General features: G+C 58.2%; 25 protein-coding genes. 14 read left to right on the top strand and 11 right to left on the bottom strand.

Annotation, left to right across the window (positions count from 1 at the left end; translation table 11 throughout):
- Nucleotides 1-48: 48 nt before the first annotated feature.
- Both MHZ97_RS03305 and MHZ97_RS03300 read left to right on the top strand, forming a co-directional pair.
- Nucleotides 49-813, top strand: a complete 765-nt coding sequence (locus MHZ97_RS03305; protein ID WP_103795532.1) for an SDR family NAD(P)-dependent oxidoreductase — start codon at nucleotides 49-51, stop codon at nucleotides 811-813.
- Nucleotides 814-866: 53 nt separating this feature from the next.
- Nucleotides 867-1,154 carry a hypothetical protein gene (locus tag MHZ97_RS03300; RefSeq protein WP_103795531.1) on the top strand — a complete coding sequence of 96 codons (288 nt, stop codon included), beginning with the start codon at nucleotides 867-869 and terminating at the stop codon, nucleotides 1,152-1,154.
- Nucleotides 1,155-1,181: 27 nt separating this feature from the next.
- On the opposite strand, the gene MHZ97_RS03295 is transcribed toward MHZ97_RS03300, so the two are convergent.
- Together MHZ97_RS03295 and MHZ97_RS03290 are read right to left on the bottom strand one after the other, a co-directional pair.
- Nucleotides 1,182-1,439, bottom strand: a complete 258-nt coding sequence (locus MHZ97_RS03295; RefSeq protein ID WP_081141082.1) for a hypothetical protein — start codon at nucleotides 1,437-1,439, stop codon at nucleotides 1,182-1,184.
- A 98-nt stretch (nucleotides 1,440-1,537) separates the two neighbouring features.
- Nucleotides 1,538-2,992 carry a sugar porter family MFS transporter gene (locus MHZ97_RS03290; protein ID WP_239311933.1) on the bottom strand — a complete coding sequence of 485 codons (1,455 nt, stop codon included), beginning with the start codon at nucleotides 2,990-2,992 and terminating at the stop codon, nucleotides 1,538-1,540.
- 347 nt (nucleotides 2,993-3,339) lie between these two features.
- On the opposite strand from MHZ97_RS03290, the gene treZ reads away from it, so the two are divergent.
- From treZ to MHZ97_RS03270, 4 genes are all read left to right on the top strand, one after another.
- Entirely contained in the window at nucleotides 3,340-5,127 is a 1,788-nt protein-coding gene (gene treZ, locus MHZ97_RS03285; protein ID WP_239311937.1) for a malto-oligosyltrehalose trehalohydrolase, read from the top strand.
- Nucleotides 5,124-7,622: a malto-oligosyltrehalose synthase gene (gene treY, locus MHZ97_RS03280; RefSeq protein WP_239311948.1), complete on the top strand. Its 2,499-nt coding sequence runs from the start codon at nucleotides 5,124-5,126 to the stop codon at nucleotides 7,620-7,622. The genes treZ and treY overlap by 4 nt, the downstream gene beginning before the upstream one ends.
- A 68-nt stretch (nucleotides 7,623-7,690) precedes the next feature.
- Complete coding sequence (gene glgX / locus MHZ97_RS03275) at nucleotides 7,691-9,766, top strand: glycogen debranching protein GlgX (protein WP_103795527.1); 2,076 nt, start codon at nucleotides 7,691-7,693, stop codon at nucleotides 9,764-9,766.
- Nucleotides 9,767-10,116: 350 nt separating this feature from the next.
- Nucleotides 10,117-10,302 carry a general stress protein gene (locus MHZ97_RS03270; protein WP_239311951.1) on the top strand — a complete coding sequence of 62 codons (186 nt, stop codon included), beginning with the start codon at nucleotides 10,117-10,119 and terminating at the stop codon, nucleotides 10,300-10,302.
- Between the two features lie 115 nt (nucleotides 10,303-10,417).
- Here the strand turns inward: MHZ97_RS03270 and MHZ97_RS03265 are convergent, their stop codons facing one another.
- Both MHZ97_RS03265 and uraH read right to left on the bottom strand, forming a co-directional pair.
- Nucleotides 10,418-11,743 carry a hypothetical protein gene (locus MHZ97_RS03265; RefSeq protein WP_239311953.1) on the bottom strand — a complete coding sequence of 442 codons (1,326 nt, stop codon included), beginning with the start codon at nucleotides 11,741-11,743 and terminating at the stop codon, nucleotides 10,418-10,420.
- A gap of 271 nt (nucleotides 11,744-12,014) precedes the next feature.
- Nucleotides 12,015-12,437, bottom strand: a complete 423-nt coding sequence (gene uraH, locus MHZ97_RS03260) for a hydroxyisourate hydrolase (protein WP_103795524.1) — start codon at nucleotides 12,435-12,437, stop codon at nucleotides 12,015-12,017.
- A 274-nt stretch (nucleotides 12,438-12,711) separates the two neighbouring features.
- Between uraH and MHZ97_RS03255 the strand changes: the two genes are divergently transcribed.
- The 4 genes from MHZ97_RS03255 (at nucleotide 12,712) to MHZ97_RS03240 (ending at nucleotide 14,531) form a co-directional block, all read left to right on the top strand.
- The gene (locus tag MHZ97_RS03255) at nucleotides 12,712-13,329 is read left to right on the top strand and encodes a TetR/AcrR family transcriptional regulator (RefSeq protein ID WP_103795523.1); all 618 of its coding nucleotides are present in this window, start codon (nucleotides 12,712-12,714) and stop codon (nucleotides 13,327-13,329) included.
- A gap of 143 nt (nucleotides 13,330-13,472) precedes the next feature.
- On the top strand, nucleotides 13,473-13,676 hold the full coding sequence (locus tag MHZ97_RS03250; RefSeq protein ID WP_239311956.1) for a hypothetical protein: 204 nt from the start codon (nucleotides 13,473-13,475) through the stop codon (nucleotides 13,674-13,676).
- A 175-nt stretch (nucleotides 13,677-13,851) separates the two neighbouring features.
- Nucleotides 13,852-14,091 carry a regulatory protein YcgZ gene (ycgZ, locus tag MHZ97_RS03245; protein WP_239311960.1) on the top strand — a complete coding sequence of 80 codons (240 nt, stop codon included), beginning with the start codon at nucleotides 13,852-13,854 and terminating at the stop codon, nucleotides 14,089-14,091.
- 173 nt (nucleotides 14,092-14,264) lie between these two features.
- Complete coding sequence (locus MHZ97_RS03240; RefSeq protein WP_239311963.1) at nucleotides 14,265-14,531, top strand: hypothetical protein; 267 nt, start codon at nucleotides 14,265-14,267, stop codon at nucleotides 14,529-14,531.
- Between the two features lie 17 nt (nucleotides 14,532-14,548).
- On the opposite strand, the gene umuC is transcribed toward MHZ97_RS03240, so the two are convergent.
- The 7 genes from umuC to icd form a co-directional block, all read right to left on the bottom strand.
- Complete coding sequence (gene umuC, locus MHZ97_RS03235; RefSeq protein WP_239311964.1) at nucleotides 14,549-15,811, bottom strand: translesion error-prone DNA polymerase V subunit UmuC; 1,263 nt, start codon at nucleotides 15,809-15,811, stop codon at nucleotides 14,549-14,551.
- A gap of 1 nt (nucleotide 15,812) precedes the next feature.
- Nucleotides 15,813-16,232: a translesion error-prone DNA polymerase V autoproteolytic subunit gene (umuD, locus tag MHZ97_RS03230; protein WP_103795518.1), complete on the bottom strand. Its 420-nt coding sequence runs from the start codon at nucleotides 16,230-16,232 to the stop codon at nucleotides 15,813-15,815.
- Between the two features lie 1,247 nt (nucleotides 16,233-17,479).
- Nucleotides 17,480-17,692 carry a cold-shock protein gene (locus tag MHZ97_RS03225; protein WP_103795517.1) on the bottom strand — a complete coding sequence of 71 codons (213 nt, stop codon included), beginning with the start codon at nucleotides 17,690-17,692 and terminating at the stop codon, nucleotides 17,480-17,482.
- A 306-nt stretch (nucleotides 17,693-17,998) separates the two neighbouring features.
- Complete coding sequence (locus tag MHZ97_RS03220; RefSeq protein WP_239323683.1) at nucleotides 17,999-18,376, bottom strand: hypothetical protein; 378 nt, start codon at nucleotides 18,374-18,376, stop codon at nucleotides 17,999-18,001.
- Nucleotides 18,377-19,039: 663 nt separating this feature from the next.
- Nucleotides 19,040-19,735: an aquaporin Z gene (aqpZ, locus tag MHZ97_RS03215; protein ID WP_239311967.1), complete on the bottom strand. Its 696-nt coding sequence runs from the start codon at nucleotides 19,733-19,735 to the stop codon at nucleotides 19,040-19,042.
- Between the two features lie 676 nt (nucleotides 19,736-20,411).
- Nucleotides 20,412-20,831, bottom strand: coding sequence for a DUF1090 family protein (locus tag MHZ97_RS03210; RefSeq protein ID WP_239311969.1), 420 nt, complete (start codon nucleotides 20,829-20,831; stop codon nucleotides 20,412-20,414).
- Nucleotides 20,832-21,124: 293 nt separating this feature from the next.
- Nucleotides 21,125-22,375 carry an NADP-dependent isocitrate dehydrogenase gene (icd, locus tag MHZ97_RS03205; protein ID WP_096072959.1) on the bottom strand — a complete coding sequence of 417 codons (1,251 nt, stop codon included), beginning with the start codon at nucleotides 22,373-22,375 and terminating at the stop codon, nucleotides 21,125-21,127.
- A 96-nt stretch (nucleotides 22,376-22,471) separates the two neighbouring features.
- On the opposite strand from icd, the gene rluE reads away from it, so the two are divergent.
- Genes rluE through hflD form a run of 4 tightly spaced genes read left to right on the top strand, consistent with a single transcriptional unit; the run spans nucleotide 22,472 to nucleotide 25,494 of the window.
- On the top strand, nucleotides 22,472-23,140 hold the full coding sequence (gene rluE, locus MHZ97_RS03200; protein ID WP_239311970.1) for a 23S rRNA pseudouridine(2457) synthase RluE: 669 nt from the start codon (nucleotides 22,472-22,474) through the stop codon (nucleotides 23,138-23,140).
- Nucleotides 23,141-23,189: 49 nt separating this feature from the next.
- Complete coding sequence (locus tag MHZ97_RS03195; protein ID WP_239311972.1) at nucleotides 23,190-23,663, top strand: NUDIX domain-containing protein; 474 nt, start codon at nucleotides 23,190-23,192, stop codon at nucleotides 23,661-23,663.
- 43 nt (nucleotides 23,664-23,706) lie between these two features.
- Nucleotides 23,707-24,819: a tRNA 2-thiouridine(34) synthase MnmA gene (gene mnmA, locus MHZ97_RS03190; RefSeq protein ID WP_103795511.1), complete on the top strand. Its 1,113-nt coding sequence runs from the start codon at nucleotides 23,707-23,709 to the stop codon at nucleotides 24,817-24,819.
- A 33-nt stretch (nucleotides 24,820-24,852) separates the two neighbouring features.
- Nucleotides 24,853-25,494: a high frequency lysogenization protein HflD gene (hflD, locus tag MHZ97_RS03185; RefSeq protein ID WP_103795510.1), complete on the top strand. Its 642-nt coding sequence runs from the start codon at nucleotides 24,853-24,855 to the stop codon at nucleotides 25,492-25,494.
- The last annotated feature ends 22 nt before the right edge of the window (nucleotides 25,495-25,516 follow it).

Here is a 25,516-nt window from a genome sequence, read left to right as displayed (position 1 = left end):
CTGCCAGGCTTAAAGGTAATGTCATTCACCCCACCATAAGGAGAGAACATGTCGAGATTTACCGGAAAAGTGGTCGTTGTCACCGGGGCGGGTTCGGGTATTGGCCAGGCTACGGCGCAACAGTTTTCCCGTGAAGGCGCCGCCGTGGTGCTGGTGGGCAGAACCGAGGAGAAGCTGCAGAAGACGCTGGGGCTGCTGGCGGCGGGGGATCATCTGGTCGCGCCGTGCGACGTGGCGGAGGTTGACCAGGTTAAAGCGCTGCGCGATCGCGTGGCGGAGAAGTATGGACGCGTCGACGTGCTTATTAACAACGCAGGCAGCGTGGTGCAGGGCCGCATTCATGAGGTGCAGCCGGACGACTGGCACAAGCTGATGAAGGTCGATCTTGACGGCGTTTACTACTGTATCCACCACTTTATGCCCGACCTGCTTAAAACCCGCGGCAACGTGGTGAATATCTCCTCGGTTTCCGGCCTCGGCGGCGACTGGGGCATGAGCGTCTATAACGCGGCGAAAGGCGCAGTCACCAACTTTACCCGCTCGCTGGCGATGGACTACGGCGCCGACGGCGTGCGCGTTAACGCCATCTGCCCCGGCCTGACCTTCACCGATCTGACCGAAGAGATGAAAAACGACGAGGCGCTGATGGAACGCTTTTACGATCGCATCGCCCTGCGTCGCGCCGGCGAGCCGGACGATATCGCCAGCGCGGTGCTGTTTATCGCCAGCGACGACGCACGCTATATCACCGGCGTTAATCTGCCGGTCGACGGCGGCATTACCGCCTCGAACGGCCAGCCGAAACAGGCATAACGCGTCACCATCGGCATCGCGCGGTGCGATGCCGTTCACGCTCAGGAGAGACTATGAACCAGGATTATCTGATTTTCGGCGCCGGCTATCACGGCGAAGTCAAAAGCTTTGCAGCGGGTCAGGTCGAAGTTGAGGTGGAGATCAAAGCGCCTGAAGAAACCGAGAGCAGCACCTCGCCAGACCGCGACGTGCTGCAGCGCTACGTGCTGCCGGTTACGGTAATCGCGGTAGACGGCAAACGCTACAACGTGGCGACGGAAGAGAACCCCAGCGAAGATGAGGTTAAACAGGCGGTCGAACGCTGGCATCCGCAGCCGATTCAGGCCGACGAACTGCTGTAGCCGCCTGAGGCGCGGCGTAACAGGCTCCTAAACGCCCGCCTCGGCCTTCTGCATCTCCACCAGCACCAGCGGACACTTCCTCACCTTGCAGGCGTGGCTATAGGCCAGCGCACAGACCGAACAGAGATCGCCCTCCGACTCATATTCATACTCCGTGAAATAACGAACGCCGGCGCGCTGTGACTGCGCGGCGCGGAATGACGCTTCAGCCAGAATCAGATCCAGCTCCCGGAAGGTCAGCGCGGAGGGATTATGAAATCCCACTTTGATTCGATAAGTAGCCATGGTGAGATTATTCACGGGCGGCGCATCGGCCGCCAGACGGTAATAGTATTTGGTGTGATAGCTGCGGATTATCAGCGGGATAATCCGCAGCCTGCGCCTCAGGCCGCGCCGCTGGCGGCGGGGTCCTCCGCTTCGCCGAAGCGCTCGCGCATCAGGGTTTCGATCTGCTCCAGCGACTTGCCGCGCGTCTCCGGCAGCATCAGGGCGACAAACGCCAGCGACGCCACGTTAATTGCCGCGAAGATAAAGAAGGTGCTGTTGCCTGCCAGCGCCAGCAGCGGTGGAAAGGCGAAGGCGACCGCCGCGTTGCAGATCCACTGGAAAGAGACGGCGGTGCCGGTCAGCACGCCGCGCACCTTCATCGGGAATAGCTCCGACATCAGCAGCCAGTAGACCGGCGAAATGCACATCTGCATAAAGAACAGGAACAGCATAATGCAGGCGAGCGCCAGCAGGCTCTGGGTCAGATTCTGCGGCATAAAGACCAGCACCGAGCCGAGCGCCAGCTGCGCGGCGATCACGACGCACAGTCCGGTTATCAGCATCGGGCGGCGGCCAAAGCGCCCTACCGCGCGGATACCGGCCATTACCGCCAGCACCGACACCACGCCGTTGCCGATGGTCGCGGCAATAGAGGCGCTGGTGCCCATGCCGGTGGTTTTCAGAATAATCGGCGTGTAGTACATAAAGGCGTTCACGCCGGTGAACTGAATAACGATGCCCATGCCCGCGCCGAGCAGCAGCAGACGTACCACCCACTTCTCGCGCAGCAGCTCGCCAGCCGACGGGCCACGCTCCGCTTTGCGCGCCTGTTTGCGCATCGCCGCCATCTCTTTACGCACCTCGCGCGGCGTTTCGCGCAGCTTCCTCATCACGCGCATCGCCTCTTTGATGCGCCCTTCTGCCACCAGCCAGTGCGGCGAGGCGGGCACAAAAAAGGTGCCGATAAACAGCAGCGCGCCGGGGATCATCGCCAGCGCCAGCATATAGCGCCACATTTTCGCATCGTGCAGCAGGTAGCTCATCAGCGCACTGACCACATAGGCGAGCAGCTGCCCGGAGACGATCATCAGCTCGTTGCGGCTGACCAGCGGCGCGCGATGGCGCGGCCCGGCGATCTCGGCGATAAACACCGGCACGGTGGAGGAGCCGCCGCCCACCGCCACACCCAGCAGCAGGCGCATCGCCACCATCACCTCGACGTTGGGCGCAACGGCGGTGCCGATAGCGCCAGCGACAAAGATCAGCGCCAGGCTGCGCAGCGTGATGCGGCGGCCGAAGCGATCCGAGACATAGCCGCTAAGAAAGGCACCAACCGCGGCGCCGAAGATCAGGGATGAGGTCACCAGCCCTTCGGTAAAGGGGGTGAGATCGAGGCCGCCCTGCGCAGGCGGCAGCGTCATATAGGGCAGCGCGCCGGAAATAATGCCGGTGTCGTAGCCAAAGGCGAGCGCGCCCATTGTCGCCACCAGCACCACAAAAAAGAGTCGCTGGCGCACGGTATCGGCCGACGGCGCGCCGTTGTCGTTTGATTCAGGTTTATTCTGATCCACATTCACTCCATGAGTTTCAACACCCTGAATTTGCTTATAATTTCACCAAATCAGGCAAGAGTAACAAGTATAGATGCACTTTTTGATTTGTGACGGCCGTCACCTGTTTTTCCCGCCCCGCCCCGCGTCCCGCTCCGGCAACTCCTCCAGCGTGGACTATGATTGATTTGCGTATAGCGTCGTAAAAAGCCGGTTGCGCCGTCACCGCGTTCCGGCGCGGCGGACGCGTCCTCTGCACCGACGGCGCGCCACATACGTTTCCGTCTTACCCTTTGCAGCCTGCATCGCCGGACCTGAGCCGCGCGGTGTGGTTTATCGATCACATTTGATTCAGACGAGGTTATTGAATGGAGTCAGCATCATTTACCAAAAGCTGGGGCGCGGAGTATGTCGCCAACGATGCGGTCCGCTTCTCTCTCTGGGCCCCCGGTCAACACAGCGTCAACCTTCGTCTTAACGGCAAAGATACGCAAATGAGTCCTGCGGAGGATGGCTGGTTCGAACTGCTCTCGACCGGCGTCGCGCCCGGTAGCGAATATAACTTTGTGCTGGCTGACGGCACGGTGGTGCCCGATCCCGCCTCGCGCGCGCAAAAAGATGAGGTTAACGGCCCGTCGCTGGTCGTGGATCCCACGCGCTACGTCTGGCAGCATCAGGCGTGGCAGGGCCGCCCCTGGGAAGAGAGCGTGGTGTATGAGCTGCATATCGGCACCTTTACCCCGGAAGGCACCTTCCAGGCAGCAATCGAAAAACTCCCCTGTCTGGCAGAGCTGGGCATCACTATGATCGAAGTGCTGCCGGTGTCGCAGTTCGGCGGCAACCGCGGCTGGGGCTACGACGGCGTGCTGCTCTATGCGCCGCACGCCGCCTACGGCACCCCTGACGACTTCAAAGCCTTTATCGACGCCGCGCACGGTCACGGCCTGTCGGTGGTGCTGGATATCGTGCTGAACCACTTTGGCCCGGAAGGCAACTACCTGCCGCTGCTGGCACCGGACTTTTTCCATAAAGAGCGCGTAACGCCCTGGGGCGCTGGCATCGCCTATGACGTTGACGCCGCGCGCCGCTATATCGTCGAGGCGCCGCTCTACTGGCTGCAGGAGTATCGCCTCGACGGGCTGCGCTTCGACGCCATCGATCAGATCGAAGATAGCTCAGAGAAACATGCGCTGATCGAGATCGCCGAGCGCATCCGCGCGGAGATTTCCGACCGCCCGATCCATCTCACCACCGAAGACAGCCGCAACGTGGTTTTCCTGCATCCGCGCGATGAGCAGGGCAACGCGCCGCTGTTCAGCGGCGAATGGAACGACGACTTCCACAACGCGGTACACGTCTTTGCCACCGGCGAAACCCACGCCTATTACCAGGATTTCACCCCGCACCCGGAACAGCATGTCGCCCGCGTGCTGGCGGAAGGCTTCGCTTATCAGGGCGAAGTTTCGCCCCACAGCGGTGAGGCGCGCGGCGTCGACAGCCGCGACCAGCCCCCTGCGGCCTTCGTCGACTTTATCCAGAATCATGACCAGGTGGGCAACCGCGCGCAGGGCGACAGGCTGATTAGCCTGATCGGCCCGGCGCGCAACCAGGTGCTGCTCGCCACCCTGCTGCTCTCACCGCATATTCCGCTGCTGTTTATGGGCGAAGAGTATGGCGAGAGCAACCCCTTCCTCTTTTTCACCGATTTTCACGGCGACCTCGCCAAAGCGGTGCGCGAGGGACGCGCGAAGGAGTTTGCTGGTCACGCCGGCCATGAGGGCGAAAGCGTGCCGGATCCCAACGCCGAAGAGACCTTTCTCCGCTCGAAGCTCGACTGGCGCAAGCCGCAGAGCGAAGAAGGCAAGGCCTGGCTTATGCTGTCGCGCCGCCTGCTGGCGCTGCGCCAGCAGCATATCGTGCCGCTGCTCGCCACGGCGGGCGGCCATGCCGGTCGCGTGGAGCGCAGCGAAGAGGGCTTTATTCAGGTGAGCTGGCGCTTCCCCGCCGGCACGCTGTCGCTGGCGCTGAATATCGGCGAAACAGCGCAGCCGCTGCCTGAGCAGCCCGGCGAGACAATTTTCGCCTGGCCGGAGAATAGCCGCGATCTGCCGCAGAACGCCATCGTCGTGCGCCTGGCCAAAGGAGACGCCCAATGACTATTCCCGCCTCAACCTACCGTATTCAGTTTCGCAACGGCATGACCTTCGATCGCGCGGCGGCGCTGGTGCCCTATATCAAACGGCTCGGCATCACTCACCTTTACGCGTCACCGATCTTTACCGCCACCAGCGGCTCGACCCACGGCTACGACGTGACCGACGCCAATGCGATCGATCCCGCTATCGGCGGCCGCGCCGGTTTCGACCGGCTGGTGGAGACGCTGAAGCAGGCGGGCCTTGAGCTGATTATCGATATCGTGCCAAACCATATGGCCGCCTCGCTGGAAAACGCCTGGTGGCGCGATGTGATTGAGCACGGCGAGCAGAGCCGCTATGCGCGCTACTTCGATATCGACTGGACGCGCCGCCTGACGCTGCCCTTCCTGGGCGACAGCTTCGAGGCGGTGCTGGAAAAGGGTGAAACTGCCATCAAGGCGGACCCCGCCAGCGGCAAACCGGCGTTCGCCTATTACGAAAGCTTTTATCCGCTCTCCCCGGCGAGCTGGCAGGGCCGCGAAGCGGAGGTGCTGGCGCTGACCGATAAGGCGCAGATCGCGGCGCTGCACGATCGCCAGCCCTACCGGCTAATGTCGTGGCGCGATGCGCCGCGCGACCTCTCCTACCGGCGCTTTTTCGAAATCACCGGCCTGGCGGGCGTGCGCGTGGAAGATCCGCAGGTCTTCGACGACAGCCACCGGCTGATTCTGGAGCTGGTGCATTCGGGCGCGGTCAGCGGGCTGCGCGTCGATCACGTCGACGGGCTGGCCGATCCCAGGGGCTATCTGGAGCAGCTGCGCCAGCATGCCGGCCCGGCGTGCTATATCACGGTGGAGAAAATCCTCGGCGAAGGCGAGCAGCTTCCGGCGGACTGGCCGGTTTCCGGCACCACCGGCTATGAATTTATCGCCGCGCTCTCCGACGCGCTGGTGGATGGGCGCCAGATCGCCGCGCTGCGCCAGGCCTACGATCAGACGGTGGGCGAGCCGGTCGATATGCGCGCCCAGCTGCGCGCCGCCAAGCTGCTGATGGCGGATAAGAATTTTGAAGGAGAATTTACCACCCTGCTGAAGCTGGCAGGCGCGATCGCCAGCGCCGCCGGGACGCCGCTGGCGGAGAAGGATCTGCGCGCCGCGCTGCGCGAGCTGCTGGTGGCGTTTCCGGTCTATCGCAGCTACGGCACCCCGGCCGGCATGCCGCCGGAGGGCGCGGCCCTGCTGCGACGCGTGGCTGACGCGGTGCGCCGCGACGCGCCCGGCCTTTCGCCTGCGGCGCTCGACCTGCTGCTGCACATTATGACCGGCGAACTCGACGACGCCGTCGCGCACGACGCCGCCACCTTCCGCACCCGCTTCCAGCAGCTGACCGGCCCGCTGATGGCGAAATCGGTCGAGGATACGCTCTTTTTCCGCCAGCACACGGCGCTGGCGCTTAATGAAGTGGGCGCGGAACCGCTGCCGCGCCCCTTCTCGCTGGCGCGCTTTCACGACGAAATGCAGCTGCGCCGCGAACGTCAGCCCGACGGCCTTACCGGCACCTCGACGCACGACACCAAGCGCGGCGAAGATGCGCGCGCGCGCCTCTATACCCTGACGGAGTCGCCGCAGCGCTGGGCGCAGCATGTGGCGCGCTGGCGCCAGATGAACCGCAGCGCGGTGGTTGCACTCGACGGCGGCCCCGCGCCGGAACCGGCGGTAGAGTGGATGCTCTATCAGGCGCTGGCGGGCGTCTGGCCCGCCTCTGGCGCGGCGGACGCCGCCCAGCTGGCGGCTATCGAACCGCGCTTTATCGCCTTCGTTGAAAAAGCGCTGCGCGAGGCCAAGCTGCGTACCAACTGGGCGGACGGCGACGAGGCCTACGAAAAGGCGGTGCTCGACTATGCGCGCCGTCTGCTCTCGCCGGATAACGCCGAGTTCCTCGCTGACTTCAGCCAGGGAGTGCTGCCCTTTATCGCCGCTGGCCTGATCAACTCCCTCAGCCAGACGGTGATTAAGCTTACCGCGCCCGGCGTGCCCGATATCTATCAGGGCAGCGAAGCGCTGAACTTCAGCCTGGTGGATCCCGATAACCGGCTGGAGCCTGACTTCGACGCGCTGCAGCGCATGCTGGGCGAGCGCGGCGATTTCTCCACGCCCGAAGGATGGCAAAGCGGCCAGCTCAAGCAGCAGACCATCGCCACCCTGCTGCCGCTGCGCCAGCAGTATCACGCCCTGTTCCGCCACGGCGACTATCTGCCGCTGGTGGTCAACGGTACGGAAGCCTCGCATGCGGTCGCCTTCGCCCGCGCCGATGCGCAGCAGGCGTTGATTGTGGTGGTGCCGCGCCTCGCGTTCGCCCGCCAGCGCTTCAGCGACGCGACGTCGATGACCCTGAAGGAGCCGCTGGCGCAGCGCCGTTACCGCAACGTTTTCACAGATGAAACCTGTGACCTGACCGACCGGCTCAGCCTTGAGGCACTCAACAGCGGCGCGCCGCTGGTGCTGATTAGCGTCTGACAGAATGAAAAACGATGTCATTCATCGCGTTTTTTGTGGATAGCATGTTACTGAATGGAGAGGGATAAATGTCTGAGGCTACAGAGTTTACTATTACATCAGGTTCGGGACAGCAGCTGGGGGCCAACTACGACGGCGAAGGCGTGAATTTTGCCATCTTTTCCGCCCACGCCGAGCGCATTGAGCTCTGTCTGTTCGATGAGAGCGGCAAGAATGAGATCGCGCGCCTCGAGCTGCCGGAGTTTACCCATGAGGTGTGGCACGGCTACGTGCCGGGCCTGAAGCCCGGCGCGCTTTATGGCTATCGCGTTTACGGCCCTTACGACCCGGAGAACGGCCATCGCTTTAACCCCAACAAGCTGCTCATCGATCCCTACGCGCGCGAGCTGGCGGGCGATATCGAGTGGAACGAGGCGCACTTCGCCTATGAGCTGCTGCATGAGGATAAAGATCTGACGTTCGACACGCGCGACAGCGCGCCTTTTATGCCCAAGTGTCGGGTCATCGATCCCAACGAGTTTGACTGGCAGGACGATAACCGTCCGAGCATTCCCTGGTCGAACACGGTGATCTACGAGACGCACGTAAAGGGGTTCACCCAGCTTAATCCAGCGCTGCCGGAGACGCTGCGCGGCACCTACGAAGGCATGGGGCATCAGGCCACGGTCGACTACATTAAAAGCCTGGGTATCACCTCGGTTGAGCTGCTGCCGGTACACTGGTTCCCGGACGATCAGCACCTGCTGGACCGGGGGCTGAAAAATTTCTGGGGCTACAACTCCATCGGCTTTTTCGCCCCCGCGCCGCGCTACTACGGCCCGCGCGGCATTCAGGGCTTCCGCGATATGGTGCGCGCCTTCCACGACGCCGGCGTCGAAGTGATCCTCGACGTGGTCTACAACCACACGGCGGAAGGCAACGAGCTTGGCCCGACGCTCTCCTTTAAGGGCATCGACAACTTCTCCTACTACCGCACCCTGCCCGATCAGCACCGCTACTACATCAACGATACCGGCACCGGCAACACGGTGAATACCTCTCATCCGCGCGTGCTGCAGATGGTGCTGGACTCCCTGCGCTACTGGGCGGAATCGATGCATATCGACGGGTTTCGTTTCGATCTCGGCACCATCCTCGGCCGCGAGCCGGAAGGCTTCGACCAGCGCGGCGGGTTCTTCGACGCCATTATGCAGGACCCGGTGCTGTCGAAGCTGAAGCTGATCGGCGAACCCTGGGATATCGGCCCCGGCGGCTATCAGGTCGGTGGCTTCCCGCCGGGCTGGGCGGAGTGGAACGATAAATACCGCGACACGGTGCGCGAATACTGGAAAGGCGACAACGTCTCCACCGACTTCGCCGCGCGCCTGCTCGGCTCCGGCGATCTCTACGATCAGCGCGGCCGTCGTCCCTGGGCAAGCGTCAACTTTATCACCGCCCATGACGGCTTTACGCTGAACGATCTGGTCTCCTACAACGAGAAGCACAACGACGACAACGGCGAGGATAACAACGACGGGCACAACGATAACCGCTCTTATAACTACGGCGCGGAGGGGGCGACCGAGGATGAAGGGATTAACGCGGTGCGCGAGCGCCAGAAGCGTAACTTCCTCGCCACCCTCTTCTTCTCCCACGGCACGCCGATGCTGCTGGCGGGCGATGAGTTCGGACGCAGCCAGCTGGGCAACAACAACGGCTACTGTCAGGACAGCGAGATCTCCTGGGTACACTGGGAGAACCTCCCTGCCAGCGCAGAGGCGCTGCGCGAGTTTACGCGCCACGTTATCCGCCTGCGCGCCGAGCAGCCGCTGCTGCGCCGCGAGAGCTGGCGTGACGGCATGGAGATCAAGTGGTTTAACGCCGGCGGCGGCTTCCAGCAGGAGGAGCAGTGGGAGGAAGGCTCGACGCTGGGCGTCTATATCGGCCGTCCTGATCTGCAAACCGAAGAGGGTATCTGGCACGACGTGCTGATGCTGATCAACCCGTTTGAGGGCACGGTGCCGTTCCGCATTCCGCAGTTTGGCGAAGGCGGCTGGGTGCTGGAGCTTACCACCTCCGACAACGACAACAAGGGGCTGGTGATTACCAAAGAGAAGGACTTTGAGCTGGAGGGGCGCAGTCTTGCGCTGTTCCGTCGGCCGTAACCCCGTGGTAGCCACCTGACCCCGCGTCCTGTGTAAACAGCGCCCCGATCCCCGGGCGCTGTTTTTTTAAGCTGGAGATAAAAAACCGCCTTTTTTAATGTGATCAACATCACATTTCCGCACAATGGGACAAATTGTACAAGTCATTTCACAGTTGTACAAAATGCGAAAAAATCTCTTTCTGAGATAGATGATTAGAAACCTCACTATTAGGAAACGATTACTCACCCCCTCCTCCACGCCTTAAGTTTCATCCATTATGCTACATTGCTAAATTGCTCTTCACCTTACATAGTTAAAACGCATTGAAACTCTTTTTTAATTATTATTTTATACAGAGAGGAATTGATATGACTCAGCGACGTGGTGGAGCAGGTAACTTTGCTGAAAATCCCGACAGAGCGCGTGAAGCGGAAAAAAAAGGCGGGCAGATGAGCAGCGGTAATTTTAAATATAACCGCGAGCGCGCGGTCGAGGCGGGACGCGTCGGCGGCAAACTCAGCCGCCGTACTGCGGTGGATAAAAGCGCCAGTTAAAAATAAAAGGCCGGGCGTTATCCTCCCGGCCTTTTATTTCCGGCTGACCGCACTCAGCCGCTATTTATTTTTTCTTACTCTCTTCTTTTATTCAGGTCGTCCATTTAATAAATAATTAGCCGCGCTCTGTCTGGCAGGCATGATTATTTTTCCGCACGCGCTCCGCAACCCGGTCCCGACCCTTATTACCCCCCAGCTGAGATGCCAGCACCCGGCGCAGCACCTGAACATAATCCATGACCAGACCCGGCGTCCACGTCATCCCCTCCGCCCGGCTGCGGATCAGGCTCAGCAGCCAGAAGTCAGGATCGAGCAGCGCCGCGTAGCCGCGCACGCCGCGCAGCCCCAGCAGGCCTTCGGTGGCGACGTCCAGCGCCTGCATTACGCTGGTGGAGCAGTTGCGCGACGTCAGGTTGTAGCGACAATCCTGGCCCTGGCTCGCCCAGTAGTTGATCAGCGCCTGCTGGTTATAGTGCGGCAGCGAGAGGCGCTTATCGGGCAGGCACCACTCTTTGATCTCCCGCTCAAGCGAGCGCTGGTGAAAGCCGGCAACGTCATTCTCTTCACGCGCGTGCAGCATCTGTAGCACGCCGCCCAGCGTGCCGGTTATATCCTCCACCGGATAGAGGCTGACGTAGAGCCTGTCGCCCATCGCCAGCGAGGTATGGCCGGTAGAAACCTGGCCGCGGTGATCGATAGCGGCGACCCAGCGATCAAACCAGGGACGACGACCGGCGACGCTGCCCGATCCCAGCGGCGTCCAGATATAGATGGTCAGCGGCTCGCTGGCGGGCGCGCCGTCGCAGGGAACGTGGCGGTAATCGAGCCCGTGCGGATTACGCACCCCTTTACGGGTAAACAGCGGCAGCGCCGCTACGCTGGTCTCCGGCGGCAAGGCGCGGATTTGCCAGGCGATCTGCAGCAGCGAGAGCGCCCAGCCCAGCAGCACCACGGCGAATCCAGCCGGGATCAGCACGCGATGGGGCAGCGGCCAGTCCGTAACGATCATCAGGCTGAGCAGCCATTCGCCGCCGCCGATCGCCAGCTTGCAGTGCCAGCGGCGACAGCGCATCAGCGCGCAGGCGATAATGCGAAAACCGCCGTCCAGCAAAAAGGCGAGCGCAAACAGCCAGGCGCCGCAGCTCCCTTTCTCGTGCGGCGCAGCCAGCAGCGCCGCGCCCAGCAGCAGCAGCGTCAGCGCTTTGCTCTGCGCCGCCCAGCCGCGCTCAAACCTGGCGCACGCACGCCAGGCCTGGATAAGTCCTTCGGCGAGGAGAAAAAGGCTCAGCAGGCAGAGCGGTACGGAGAGGGTGGCGTGATAAAAACTCTCCAGCACAATGGCCGCGCTGGCACCGAGGCACAGCGTGCCGGCCGCCAGCAGAGCTGGCCAGCTGGCGCGCAGCACTGGCGCGCCGATTAACAAAAAAAGCAGTCGCAGCAAAAAGGTAGGCTCCGGTCAAAACAATCAGCATCTGGTTTGACTGACAAAGTGCGCTACGGCACCAGGCGTTCCCTCTCTCCTGAGCAGGCGCCTGACCTGCCGTTATCAGCTGCTGCAGCCTACGTAATAAAGATTAGTTTTCGCTTAATTTCGCCGCGTTGCGCGCCGGTCCGCGATTGATCTGTTACCCGGCCCGGTAAAAAAAAGGCCTGAGCGGTATCCCGCGTCAGGCCGTTTTTTATCTGATGCCGCTTAGTTGCCGCGACAGGTCTTAGTTGCCGCGATAGGTAGAGTAGCCGTAAGGGCTGAGCAGCAGCGGGATATGGTAGTGCTGGCTGGTGTTCTCCAGGGTAAAGATCACCGGGATTTCCGGGAAGAAAGTCTTCTGCTTCACGCCAGCGTAGTAGTCGCCGGTTTTGAACACCACCTTATAGGTGCCCTGTTCCGCCTGCTTGCCCGCAGGATAGAGCGCGCTGATGCGGCCGTTGGCGTCGGTGACCCCCTCGGCGAGCTTAACCCAGCTGCCGTTGCGGTTTTGATCCAGCTCCACCGCCACGCCAGCGGTAGGAATACCGGTTTGCAAATTCAGCACGTGAACGCTGATCGGGTTTTTCATCGTGGCAGGTTCAGCCGCCGTGGCAGAGAAAGTGAATGCCACAAGCGCTGCGGCACCAAACGTTGAGAGAGATTTCATAAGTCATCCTTTTTTATGTTGACGTCCACAGGTTAGGCCAGCGCGCCGGCAGCGTAAAAATTATCGCTGCATATCTGAAATTTCTGAGCGCGCGCGTCCGCCATAGCGCTGCCCGTTCTGGTTAATAAAAGTAATTATTTAGCCTGCTTATTTCTCTCGCTGTCGCCTGTGACGCATTTGTTTTAACCCACGCACCGCACCGCCAGACTTTTATTTTTTTCCTGAGGCTTGCGATTGTGGTAATTTGGCAGCAAATACCTTTTCAAACTGAGCAATGACGACATCCCGGACATCCGCCGCGCCGGTCAGAGAGCGCGGCAGGCCCAGAGCCTTCGATACCGATACCGCCCTCGATAACGCAATGATTGTCTTCCGGCAAAAAGGCTTCCACGCCTCGTCGGTGGCCGATCTCAGCGAAGCGATGAACCTGACGGCAGGCAGTATCTATAAGGCTTTTAAAGACAAGCGTACCCTGTTCCTGCGCGTATTTGAGCGCTATATCAGCGTGCGCGGTGCCGACCTGCGCGCGCGTCTTCAGCCGCATACCACCGGCAGAGCGCGCATTGCCGAGCTGCTGCAGTTTTACCTCGACTCCGCGCGTGAAATCGAAGGTCGCCGCGGCTGCCTGGTGGTCGGCAGCACCGTCGAGCTGCAGAGCCTGGATACTGAACTCTCCGACCTGGTGCGTCAGGCGGTGCTGCGCAACCGCAACTTTTTAATCTCCCTGATTCGCGAAGGGCAAGAGGATGGATCGGTCTCTGCTGCGCTGGATGCGGAGACGGCAGCGGGCCTGCTGCTGTGCGTGGCGTTCGGCATGCGCGTGGTTGGCAAAGTTCAGGATGTGACTAATGGAGCAGAAACGATTAATATGCTGCTTGGCATTCTGGATTAATTCATTTGGCCTATTAGGAAATAATTATTTCCTAAATATATTGCGCGCCGCATCTTTTTTTCACACGGCCGATTTTCGATAAAGCAGTAAAAAAGTTAATGTACCAGAGATTACCTATTTGCTATCGCCTTCCAGGAGACAGAGTGAACCACAATGAAACTGCTGACAACCAGGAAGTTTATGCTCTGCTAGGCCGCGTGGTGGCGCAACTTCTGCAACCTGGCGAAGCGCTTCCGCTACAGGAAATTATTGGCGCGCTTTACCGCGCAGGCGCGCGGGCGCAGGATGAAGAGACCAGAGCCGCCTGCGAGCGCGCCATTCGCCTGCTGGCCAGTAAATTAAACTGACGCCAGGCCGTGCCCGCTCTCAGCTAACCCGTTGTTAATATTGCTATAGCGATAAAGCACAAAAAATAAACGCCCGCCAGTGCAGGTAATTCTGTACAAGCTTGCATAAGTTGTATAACTTTAAGCATCGCTTAGCTGATTACATTTTAACCATACGGATATTTAAGGGTTGCTTATGCGCCAGACTGGAAACAGGTCAACCGCAGCCAGTGATATTGCTCACTACTTCAATCAGGCCGTGCTGCCGTGCCAGCAGGAAACCTTAGGTGAAATTGTGGTCGAGATTCTGCGCGCCGGTAAACAGCTCAATCGGAAAATGCTCTGCACAAAGCTGCTTGCGCGTCTTGAGCTGGCATCCACTCCGGAAGAAGAGCAGCACTATCAAAAACTTATTGGCCTGCTATTTAAGCGTTAATGATAAATTGCAGGCTGCCATTGCGTTCGTCCCCCGCCCGCAGCATGATTCACAGTGGAACGTGTCAGGGAGAGCATGTTGACGGACACTGGCCACAGGCGAAGTTGCACACAGCCAGCGCGCCTTCCGTCTCTCTCCCGTTAACGGGCAACACTGTAATAAGAGATGCGGCTATGCAAAGAAGTAAGATTGAAAAACTCACTGATTACCTGATTGGCGAAGCGGTCACCGCGCTGCTTGAACAAAATGCCTCAATTTCAGGCGCCTCGCTGGCGAATCGCCTGAAAGCGATGGCGATGACGGAGCGCGACAGCGACAGGAAACAGGCGCTGGCGCTGGCGCTGGCGGAGATACGCCAGGAGTTCCCCTCGGCGCGCGCCGTCACCGAACCCCCGCGCGGCTATAGCGAACCGCTCCCCTCCAGCGTGAAGAAACACTGAGACATCAGGCCGCTCGCTTATTTGACGATCGGCAAATCTGAAAAGCGCGTGGTATAAGCTGGCGACAGCATCTCTCGCTTCATGGCCCAGCTCTTTTCGATGCCCTGCCCGGCAAACCAGAGCGTTCCCCTGCCCGCCTGATTAATTCTGTCGATCACCTGCATCAGCGCCTCGCTGTTGGCTCGCGGCCCGTAAGCGTCAAACAGCTGGAGCTGCGCCACGCCCTGGCTGAAAAAATCCCCCAGCATAACGCCCGCCTTCATATAGCGGTAGCCGTCCAGCCAGATGCGATCCAGCGCCTCTGTTGCAATGCGGACGATATCGCGGGTGTCGTTTGACGGCGTCAGCAGCTGCCCCATAGCCTGATTGCCATAGTAGGCTTCGTTTTCCGCGTGCGGGCTGGTCTTCAGGAATACCGCGATCTGCCGGCAATACTGGTTTTCCTGCCGCAGCTTTTCCGCTGCCCGCTCGGCGTACTGACAAACCGCCTGCCGCACGTCACCGTACTCGGTAAGGCGCGTGCCAAACGAACGTGAGCAGACGATTTGCTGTTTGGTCGGCACCATCTCCTCCAGGTCCAGACAGGCTTCGCCGCGCAGCTCGCGCACCGTGCGTTCCAGCACCACGTTGAAGTGCTTGCGTATGACCCAGGTAGAGCTGTCAGCCAGCTGCAGCGCGTTTTCGATGCCCATCTGCTGCAGCTTTTTCCCGATGCGCGCGCCGACGCCCCACACCTCTTCTACCGGCACCAGCGCCATCAGCTTACGCTGCCGCTCGGCGAGCGACAGGTCGACCACGCCTTGCGTAGCGCGATATTTTTTCGCCGCGTAGTTGGCCAGCTTCGCCAGCGTCTTGGTGGGCGCAATTCCAACGCCCACCTGCAGATGCAGCTCCCGCTTCACGCGCGCCTGCACTGCCCGGCCAAAGGCCTCCAGCGGCTGGCAAAAGCTGACGCCGCTCAGGTCGAGAAAGGCCTCATCGATGCTGTACATCTCCACCGCTGGTGCCATCTCCTCCAGCGTGGTCATGACCCGCAGGCTCATATCGGCATAGAGCGCATAGTTAGAGCTGAAAACCTGCACCCTGTGCTGGCGCAGCGCCTCTTTCAGCTTAAAAAAGGGGGCGCCCATGCTGATGCCGAGCGCTTTGGCCTCTGCGCTGCGGGCAATAACGCAGCCGTCGTTGTTAGAGAGCACCACGACGGGAACCCCCTGTAAATCGGGGCGAAAGACGGTTTCACAGCTGGCGTAAAAGCTGTTCACGTCCACCAGCGCGTACATATCAGTGCGTCGATTTAATGACGTAGGTGACGACGCCGAATACCTGCAGTCCTTCGGGCGTATTGATGGGGATGGGGCTGTGTTTGCTGTTGGCGGGCATCAGCAGCACCGAGGGGTGGATGCGAAGCTGCTTGATGGTAAATTCACCGTCAATGGCGGCGACGATAATATCGCCATGTTTTGCCGTCAGCGAGGAGTCGACGACAATCATATCCCCTTCGCAGATGCCCGCGTCGATCATTGAATCGCCGCTGACGCGGAGAAAGTAGGTTGCGCTGGGGTGCTGCACCATCAGATCATTCAGGTCGATACGTTTTTCGATGTAATCCTGCGCCGGCGACGGGAAACCACAGGGCACGCGCTCAATATAAAGCGGCAAAGGCAACAGGTCGCGGACTTCCGCGGGGCGATATAACTTCATGAGAAAGACTCCTTCTGCTGGATACTGTATATAAATACAGTAATATCAAACTCATGGTTTAGGCAAGGCGCAGCGACAGCAAAAATGTTGAAGCCACTGACGCCGAAGGGATTATTTTTTGTAAGCCTGGAGCCTGCGGCGCCGTCCTGAACAAAATATCGACTTAATTCAAACTGATATGGCGATAATATGCGCGACGCCTGCTCAACTCACGCGCAGCTTTATCTGCTGGCGACGCCGCGATGCCGTTGCCTGTTCCTCTGCCGTATCGCCTCCCCTCTCTTTCTGTCGTCCGGTCAAAATGGATTGAGTCGTTGTTGCAGATAAAAGAGAGGTACGCTATCGCCAGAGGTATTAATCCCCCCTTTCTTTACTGGAAAAGGCTAAAATCGCTATATTAATAGCAGCCATATAATAACATCACCTTGAAAGGTAGAAGCCAGATCGTTAGAGGCTAAAACAATTATTTATTTTTAAATCAATAGCGGCCTTTATTAACTGTGTTATGCTTAAAATTAATTCTGAGCCGAAGCCTCCACCAGAGATATTGCTCGACGAGTCCGTTTTATATCTGCTATGACTCCCCCCTGCTTTGCGGGGGTATTTTTTATTTTCTTTGCTCACCTCTGATGCTTTTTTATCTCTTTTTTCCACGACAGCGCGCGTCACCTCTGCTGCAGCTGCTGCTCAGCAGGAAAGCGTGGCCCATCCAGCACGCTCCAGTTATCTTGCTGTCAGAGGCGACTTGCGGAGCATTCTTAGTAATCGTTTTCAGAATTAAAAAAGCAATATATTTCAACCACTCCATTTCTACAGAAACCTAATGGTTAGACCTCTACATATATATATCGCCCTTCAGGCAGGCAATTATCCCAGGGGTTGGCTATATTTAAGCGGCTCGGTAATGAAATCCACGAACCTTACTGAGCGGCTGTTACTCCAACCCCTTGCCCCCTTTTGGGGGCTTTTTTTTGCTGGCGTAAGGCGCTGACGTCATCAGGCGTGCCGCTGTTCCTGCGGCAATAAAAAAGGCATCCCGGAGGATGCCTTAACAGGCGGATGCGCGGCTTTTACTCTCTCTTCTGCAAGAGAGCGGCAAAACCCTTAACGTTCGGAGATGTCGGCAAGAATCATAGCGCTTTTGCAAAAAATGCATGTCGCGCCATAAGGATTGCTATTGCACCGTTCGAACGCAGAGACAGGATGCTGTGCCCGGTCACCGGAAGCGTCTGGCTGCAAGGCTAATCTTAAAGCCCCACAACGTTTACGGCTGACGGCCCCTTTGGCCCCTGCTCAACAGAAAACTCAACGCGCTGACCTTCGTCAAGCGAGCGATAATCCGTGCCCTGAATAGCAGAAAAGTGGACGAAAACGTCTTTACCGCCATCTTCCGGAGAGATAAAACCAAAACCTTTCTCTGCGTTAAACCACTTCACGGTTCCGAAAATTTTATTCGACATAATATAAAACCTTTTTAGTTAGCCTTACGGCATAAGAGGCTGAATGGCAGAAATAAATCAGAACCTGAGGTAGACTCAAAAAGAAAGGCTTGTTGTGGCGCCCACTGAGATGAGAAATACAATATAAACTAACTCTGAAATTGTCTGCTAATCAGACTGACAGACGATTAACGCACGCGCGCCACAGATAAGCAAGCTAAAAGTCAATCTGTCTCCCCAGAGGATATTAGCGCACCGCGGGCTATTGGCTACGCAGAGAGGCAGCCTCGGCCGCCTCTTTCGCGCGTCATCTCGCCTGTGCCGCCGCTACTCCTGCTGCAGCAGCGCGCTCTTCATCGCCTGTTCGCTGCTGAGGCGTTTGCGTGCAAGACTATTGAATTTCGCCAGCCATACAGAATATTGGTCGACAAGCCTTTGCGCTTCCGCCTCATTTTCGGCGTAGCAGAGAAAGATGCGGCTTTTAGTATTGCTGTGTTCATCAATGGCATACACTTCAAAATCCGCGCCATACTGGCTGTATATAATGGCGGTAAAAGAGATTTTCTCCCAGGACTCTATTTTATTTTGAAACTGCTTATAGTTCACTTTATTCACCTGATAATAATTAATGCGCGCATCCGGGTATAAGCCGGGCCTGAGCATTATAATGCAGGGAGATAAAAGATAATTGTTCAAAAAAGTCATTTTCCGCTTACGCTTTCACAGGGCATGCATAGCCCAGGCTGTAAACGGAATAAAGCATCTTTCTTAAAGATATTTAGCGTTGTGCCGCTGCGTTGCGCCAGATGCAGCGGTATTTTTACCGTTTCGTTTTAAACGATCACAAGATAGACTTTTCTGCGTCAACAGAGGAGGGAGGCACCAGTCTGTCGCCAATTATTTCAAAGGCCATTTGTCGAAAATAAGTGGCAGTAATGGGAATTGCCGTTTGTGGCCGATACCAGCCGTATTGCGATAAATAGTACCAGACCTGCAAAGGCTCGCTGCCCGATCGCACCCAGTAGAAACCCTCTTTCATCAGTGACTCGCTCAGCTAACGCTGTTTTAAAGACACTCATGTATGTCTAATAGTGAGCAGCGTCTTGTAGCGACGCCGCAAAGGGTTTTCCTGCGCTCATGACAACGTACCCAGAAAGCAAAGAGTAGCACTCTTTATGCTGAATCACCTACGCTATTACAAATATATATTTATAACGCAGCGCTTATTTTGCTGTTAGCTGGCGCTCAGCCGTTACGCTTAACGTCATTTCCCCATAGAAATAATAAGGCCTTTTTGATCAGATAATGCGGATAAAAAAACCTCGCCAGATAGCGAGGTTTTTAAATGACCGGCAGTGCGCGCGATAATTAATCTTTAGATTGCAGCAGGAAGCGGTAAATAAGGCCGCCGATACAGCCGCCGACAACCGGCACCAGCCAGAAAAGCCAGAGCTGCTGCAGCGCCCAGGTTCCCTGGAAAAGCGCAACCGCCGTACTGCGCGCCGGATTGACCGAGGTATTGGTTACCGGAATGCTGATCAGGTGGATCAGGGTCAGCGCCAGACCGATCGCGACGGGTGCCAGGCCTGCCGGCGCTTTTTTGTCGGTTGCGCCATGAATAACGATCAGGAAGAACATGGTCAGCACCAGCTCGATAATAACGGCTGCCTGTAAGGAGTAGCCGCCCGGCGAATGCTCGCCAAAGCCGTTAGAGGCGAAGCCGCTGGCGGTCGCATCAAAGCCCGCTTTGCCGCTGGCGATAAGATAGAGAATGCCCGCTGCGGCGATACCGCCAGCAACCTGCGCGATAATATAAGGAACGACGCCTTTCACGCTAAAGCGACCGCCCGCCCACAGGCCCAGCGTCACGGCAGGATTGAAATGGCCGCCGGAGATATGCCCAACCGCACAGGCCATGGTCAGCACCGTCAGGCCGAAGGCGAGCGCCACCCCGACGAAGCCAATGCCTGATTGCGGAAAGGTGGCGGCGAACAGCGCGCTTCCGCAACCACCAAATACCAGCCAGAACGTGCCGAAAAATTCAGCCGCAGTTTTTTTTAACATCATATACCCCTGGTTTTTTACAACAATAATGGCGCGCGTTAACTACCCGCACGCCAGTCTGAACAAAACGGTTAATTTTTATTGGCCTTCGCGTTGAAATAACGCCTGCCGATGCTTATCACGCCTGTTTTTTGCCGGTCTGAAAATTGACAAAAAAATACCCTGAATAAACAGGGTAAATTTAAAAAAGCCAAAAACACAAAGATTACATTTTGATGAGGTTGTGTGATTCGGGTCACATAACAACGCTCGCCGCTAATTATAACTATTCCGCCGCTCTCTTTTATGATCTTCGTCAACTCTGACTGGCGCGGATTTTCGCCGCCCTTCTCTGCAGGGCGGCGTCGCCAGCGAGCCGATAACGCGATAGCAGGAAAGAGCGAAGAAAATTCACCCGACTGTCAGTAACAACGGCGTAAGTTATTTGCGGCGCTATCGCGGCTTAATTATTTATCTGCCGTTATGGCAGCTGTGCTCATCCGCCGCCACTCTTTCTATCGCAGCCTCTTCACGGTTAAACTTTATTCTTGCCCGCGAGATTATTTCCTGCCCGCTTTGCGTAAAAAGCGGCCGCGCTCAGGCGCGTGCAGAATAACGCGTGCGGCGGGATAATAAGCAGCCTGAAGCAGGCTCAGCGCAGCGGGCCTGACTTAATCACATTGCGTAAGGCAGAGTATTAATTAAGGTGCGACGCAGCAGCCTGCGCCTGGATTAGCGCGCGCTTCGCCGACGCAACCTTTACTTTTTTCTCCTCTACCTTGTGCATTTTTTCAGAAATCTTATCCAGCCGTCCGTCTGCCTGCGCCTCTTTCAGCTCCTGCCGCGCATCCTGCAGCTCGAACTCTGCCTTTTTCACCTTTCGCTGCTGCTCGCTGATAGCCTTATTAGCCCGCTGCGCCTGTCGTTCGTCGATGCAATAGGTTTTCACCTTATGCCGGGCGATATTAAGCCGGGAAAGTTCGGCACGGTTATTATATTTTTTGGCCTGCGCCATTTTTTTCTCCAGCGCAGTAATCTTATCGCTGCAGGAGCGGGTCGCAGCAAAAGAGAAGAGCGGCGCTGCAGCAAGAAAAAGTATAAGCACTTTCTTTTTCATATATAAGTTAACTCCTTGTTAAATTACCTGTCGCGGCGGGTCCGCCGTCACTATAACCTGGCCCACAGGGTAAAAAACAACCCTTATAAAAAGGAGAAAGCGCGCAGAATAAAAAAAATTAAACGATAACAGCGGCGATTATTCCTGCGGTACGCCGCAAATAAGGGTGCGCCTTTTCAGGCGGGCAGAGGCAAAGAAAGAAATCTTAATTAAACAGCAGGGAAACAAGCGCGGGAAAAGCACGGCGGGGAAAAACTCCGATCGCCGCAAGGGCGATCGGAGCGACAGGCGTATTACATATTTTCGATGATAGCGTCGCCAAACTCTGAACATTTCAGCAGTTTAGCGCCTTCCATCAGACGCTCGAAGTCATAGGTCACGGTCTTGTTAGCGATTGCGCCTTCAACACCTTTAACAATCAGGTCAGCCGCTTCGAACCACTGCAGGTGACGCAGCATCATTTCTGCAGAAAGGATAACGGAACCGGGGTTCACTTTATCCTGACCTGCATATTTCGGTGCGGTGCCGTGGGTCGCTTCGAACAGCGCGCACTCGTCGCCGATGTTCGCGCCCGGTGCGATACCGATACCGCCAACCTGCGCCGCCAGGGCGTCGGAGATGTAGTCACCGTTCAGGTTCATACAGGCGATAACGTCATACTCTGCCGGACGCAGCAGGATCTGCTGCAGGAACGCATCGGCGATGACATCTTTAACGATGATATCTTTGCCGGTGTTCGGGTTTTTAATCTTCATCCACGGGCCGCCATCTACCAGCTCAGCGCCAAACTCTTCTTTCGCCAGCTGATAGCCCCAGTCCTTGAACGCACCTTCGGTGAACTTCATGATGTTGCCTTTGTGCACCAGCGTCAGCGAGTCGCGGTCGTTCGTGATCGCATACTCAATCGCTGCGCGCACCAGGCGTTTGGTGCCCTCTTCCGAACACGGCTTCACGCCGATGCCGCAATCCTGCGGGAAGCGGATTTTCTTCACGCCCATTTCTTCGCGCAGGAACTTGATCACTTTGTCCGCTTCGGCAGAACCGGCTTTCCACTCGATACCGGCGTAGATATCTTCGGAGTTTTCACGGAAGATCACCATATCGGTATCTTCAGGACGTTTTACCGGGCTCGGGGTGCCTTTGTAGTAACGAACCGGACGCAGGCAAACATAGAGGTCGAGCTCCTGACGCAGCGCCACGTTCAGAGAACGGATGCCGCCGCCAACCGGCGTCGTCAGCGGGCCTTTAATGGCGACGCGGTACTCTTTGATCAGGTCGAGGGTTTCCTGCGGCAGCCAGACATCCTGGCCGTAGAGTTCTACCGATTTCTCGCCGGTGTAGATCTCCATCCAGGAGATTTTGCGCTCGCCGTTGTAGGCTTTCTTCACAGCGGCATCAACCACCTTCAGCATCACCGGAGAAACGTCAACGCCGATGCCGTCACCTTCGATGTAAGGAATGATCGGGTTATTTGGTACGTTGAGCTTGCCCTGATCCAGGGTGATTTTCTGACCTTCCGCCGGAACAACTACTTTGCTTTCCATTAACCTCTCCTGGGCGTTTTGTTAATAAATTGTAAGATGTGGGGTCATGATACTTGAATATTTACGCCGCGCCAATCGTCACTGTTTCGCGTTATAATGCGCCGATTGTCACCGACTGCAAAGCTCATGCGAAAAAGTTCTCAGCAAATTCACCAGCATAAACGCCCTGACCGCGCGCCGCGCGGCGCTCAGCGCAAACCGTCACGCCCGCGCGGACCGCGACGCGTCATATTATTTAACAAACCATTCGATGTTCTGCCACAGTTTAGCGACGAAGCCGGCCGCCAGACGCTGAAGGATTTTATCCCTGTTACCGATGTCTACGCCGCAGGGCGTCTGGACCGCGACAGCGAAGGCCTGATGGTGCTCACCAACGACGGCGCGCTGCAGGCGGCGCTGACGCAGCCCGGCAAGCGCACCGGCAAAATCTACTATGTTCAGGTTGAGGGCGAGCCGCAGGAGGCGGATCTCGCGGCGCTGCGCAGTGGCGTTAATCTGAAAGATGGCCCTACGCTGCCGGCAGGCGTGGAAAAGGTCGACGAGCCGGCCTGGCTGTGGCCGCGCCAGCCGCCGATCCGTGAACGTAAAGCGATCCCTACCAGCTGGCTGAAAATTACGCTCTACGAGGGCCGTAACCGCCAGGTGCGCCGCATGACGGCGCATATCGGCTATCCAACGCTGCGCCTGATCCGCTATGCGATGGGCGACTATTGGCTCGACGCCTTAGCGCCAGGCGAGTGGCGCGAAATAACCGATTCGGCGTAAGCAGCGCCGCGTTTTTCGATAACGTCAGGTTAACAATCCCGGAGGATCGATGTTTAAACCTCATGTCACCGTCGCCTGTATCGTGCAGGCCGAGGGCGAACTGTTAGTGGTGGAGGAGCGGGTAAAAGGCCGCGCCACCTGGAACCAGCCCGCCGGTCATCTGGAAGCGGACGAAACCCTGCTGGAGGCGGCGCGGCGCGAGCTGCATGAAGAGACCGGCCTTGACTGCGCGCTCGACTATTTTCTCGGCGTCCAGCAGTGGATCGCGCCGGACAATACGCCTTTTGTGCGTTTTCTGTTTGGCGTCGACCTGGCGGAAAAGCGCCCTACCGCGCCGCAGGACAGCGATATCGATTGCTGCTGGTGGCGCACGCCTGAGCAGATTATCGCCGCAGATAACCTGCGTTCGCCGCTGGTCGCCGAAAGCGTCCGGCTGTGGCAACAGGGCGCACGCTATCCGCTGCATCTGATCGCGCCGTTCCAGTGGCCGTTTCACGAGGGTGCGCGCCACGCCGACGCGTGATAGACTATGCCGCCTGTTTTTTTATCGTAATCAAGAGTGCGTCATGTCTGACAACAGCCAGAAAAAAGTGATCGTCGGTATGTCCGGCGGCGTCGATTCTTCCGTATCCGCCTGGCTACTGCAGCAGCAGGGCTATCAGGTAGAAGGCCTGTTCATGAAGAACTGGGAGGAAGACGACGGCGAGGAGTATTGCACTGCCGCGGACGATCTGGCGGACGCGCAGGCGGTGTGCGATAAACTCGGCATCAAGCTGCATAAAATCAACTTTGCCGCAGAGTACTGGGACAACGTCTTCGAACACTTCCTCGAAGAGTACAAAGCGGGCCGCACCCCCAATCCCGATATTCTCTGCAACAAAGAGATCAAATTTAAAGCCTTCCTGGAGTTCGCGGCGGAGGATCTCGGCGCGGACTACATCGCTACCGGTCACTACGTGCGCCGCGCGGACGTCGACGGCAAAAGCCAGCTGCTGCGCGGCCTCGACGGCAACAAAGATCAGAGCTACTTCCTCTATACGCTGAGCCACGAGCAGATCGCCCAGAGCCTCTTCCCGGTAGGCGAACTGGAGAAGCCGGAAGTGCGCCGCATCGCCGAGCAGCTCGATCTCGTCACCGCGAAGAAAAAAGACTCCACCGGCATCTGCTTTATCGGCGAACGCAAGTTCCGCGACTTCCTTGGCCGCTATCTGCCGGCCCAGCCGGGCGTGATTGAAACCGTGGATGGCCAGGTGGTCGGCGAGCACCAGGGCCTGATGTATCACACCCTGGGCCAGCGCAAAGGGCTGGGCATCGGCGGGCTGAAAGAGAGCAGCGACGATCCCTGGTACGTGGTGGACAAAGACGTGGCGCGCAACCGCCTGATCGTGGCGCAGGGTGCCGACCATCCGCGCCTGATGTCGGTGGGCCTGGTGGCCCAGCAGCTGCACTGGGTCGATCGCCAGCCAGTCGTCGCTCCGCTGCGCTGTACGGTGAAAACGCGCTATCGCCAGACCGATATTCCGTGTGAAATCGTGCCGCGCGGCGAAGACCGCATTGAGGTGCGCTTCGACGCGCCGGTTGCGGCGGTGACGCCGGGCCAGTCCGCCGTGTTCTATCTCGGCGACGTCTGCCTCGGCGGCGGCATTATCGAAGAGCGCCTGCCGCTGATCGCAGACTAAGTCGGCATGGCTGACGCGTAGACAGGAGTAACCGTGGCTAAAAATTATTATGAGATCACGCTGGCGCTGGCGGGCATCTGCCAGGCGGCGCATCTGGTACAGCAGCTGGCGCATCAGGGCCAGTGCCAGCCGGAGGCGCTCAACGTCTCGCTGCGCAGCGTAATTGACCTGAACCCCGGCTCGACGCTGGCGGTGTTCGGCAATGATGAAGCCAATCTGCGCCTCGGACTGGAAACGCTGATGGCGGTGCTTAACAGCAGCAGCCGCCAGGGCATGGGCGCTGAGCTGACGCGCTATACGCTGAGCCTGATGGTGCTGGAGCGCAAGCTGAGCGGCAATAAAAGCGCGCTCGACACGCTGGCGCAGCGCATCAGCCAGCTCGATCGCCAGCTGGCGCACTACGAACTCGGTTCGGAAACCATTACCAGCGCCATGGCGGCAATCTATGTCGACGTGGTCAGCCCGCTCGGGCCGCGCATTCAGGTTACCGGCTCGCCCGCGGTGCTGCAGAATCCACTGCTGCAGAGCCGCGTGCGCGCCACGCTGCTGGCGGGCATCCGCGCCGCCGTGCTGTGGCAGCAGGTGGGCGGCGGCCGCTTTCAGCTAATGCTGTCGCGCCAGCGCCTGCTGCGCGAAGCAAAAACCATTTTATCCCGGCTCTCTCCGGCTTATTAAGCCGGCGAAGTCTATTCTGTTA

This window comes from Pantoea sp. ACRSC (assembly GCF_022346785.1).
Lineage (GTDB): Bacteria > Pseudomonadota > Gammaproteobacteria > Enterobacterales > Enterobacteriaceae > Pantoea > Pantoea alvi.
The sequence above is the reverse complement of the archived record's forward strand: the minus strand, read 5'-3'. Positions and strand labels throughout refer to the sequence as shown.

Bases quoted from the DNA above. Each gene is read 5' to 3' on its own strand.
- MHZ97_RS03305 (WP_103795532.1), top strand. From the start codon at position 49: ATGTCGAGATTTACCGGAAAAGTGGTCGTTGTCACCGGGGCGGGTTCG.
- MHZ97_RS03300 (WP_103795531.1), top strand. From the start codon at position 867: ATGAACCAGGATTATCTGATTTTCGGCGCCGGCTATCACGGCGAAGTC.
- MHZ97_RS03295 (WP_081141082.1), bottom strand. From the start codon at position 1,439: ATGGCTACTTATCGAATCAAAGTGGGATTTCATAATCCCTCCGCGCTG.
- treZ (WP_239311937.1), top strand. From the start codon at position 3,340: ATGGAGTCAGCATCATTTACCAAAAGCTGGGGCGCGGAGTATGTCGCC.
- treY (WP_239311948.1), top strand. From the start codon at position 5,124: ATGACTATTCCCGCCTCAACCTACCGTATTCAGTTTCGCAACGGCATG.
- glgX (WP_103795527.1), top strand. From the start codon at position 7,691: ATGTCTGAGGCTACAGAGTTTACTATTACATCAGGTTCGGGACAGCAG.
- MHZ97_RS03270 (WP_239311951.1), top strand. From the start codon at position 10,117: ATGACTCAGCGACGTGGTGGAGCAGGTAACTTTGCTGAAAATCCCGAC.
- uraH (WP_103795524.1), bottom strand. From the start codon at position 12,437: ATGAAATCTCTCTCAACGTTTGGTGCCGCAGCGCTTGTGGCATTCACT.
- MHZ97_RS03255 (WP_103795523.1), top strand. From the start codon at position 12,712: ATGACGACATCCCGGACATCCGCCGCGCCGGTCAGAGAGCGCGGCAGG.
- ycgZ (WP_239311960.1), top strand. From the start codon at position 13,852: ATGCGCCAGACTGGAAACAGGTCAACCGCAGCCAGTGATATTGCTCAC.
- MHZ97_RS03240 (WP_239311963.1), top strand. From the start codon at position 14,265: ATGCAAAGAAGTAAGATTGAAAAACTCACTGATTACCTGATTGGCGAA.
- umuC (WP_239311964.1), bottom strand. From the start codon at position 15,811: ATGTACGCGCTGGTGGACGTGAACAGCTTTTACGCCAGCTGTGAAACC.
- umuD (WP_103795518.1), bottom strand. From the start codon at position 16,232: ATGAAGTTATATCGCCCCGCGGAAGTCCGCGACCTGTTGCCTTTGCCG.
- MHZ97_RS03225 (WP_103795517.1), bottom strand. From the start codon at position 17,692: ATGTCGAATAAAATTTTCGGAACCGTGAAGTGGTTTAACGCAGAGAAA.
- MHZ97_RS03220 (WP_239323683.1), bottom strand. From the start codon at position 18,376: ATGACTTTTTTGAACAATTATCTTTTATCTCCCTGCATTATAATGCTC.
- aqpZ (WP_239311967.1), bottom strand. From the start codon at position 19,735: ATGTTAAAAAAAACTGCGGCTGAATTTTTCGGCACGTTCTGGCTGGTA.
- MHZ97_RS03210 (WP_239311969.1), bottom strand. From the start codon at position 20,831: ATGAAAAAGAAAGTGCTTATACTTTTTCTTGCTGCAGCGCCGCTCTTC.
- icd (WP_096072959.1), bottom strand. From the start codon at position 22,375: ATGGAAAGCAAAGTAGTTGTTCCGGCGGAAGGTCAGAAAATCACCCTG.
- rluE (WP_239311970.1), top strand. From the start codon at position 22,472: ATGCGCCGATTGTCACCGACTGCAAAGCTCATGCGAAAAAGTTCTCAG.
- MHZ97_RS03195 (WP_239311972.1), top strand. From the start codon at position 23,190: ATGTTTAAACCTCATGTCACCGTCGCCTGTATCGTGCAGGCCGAGGGC.
- mnmA (WP_103795511.1), top strand. From the start codon at position 23,707: ATGTCTGACAACAGCCAGAAAAAAGTGATCGTCGGTATGTCCGGCGGC.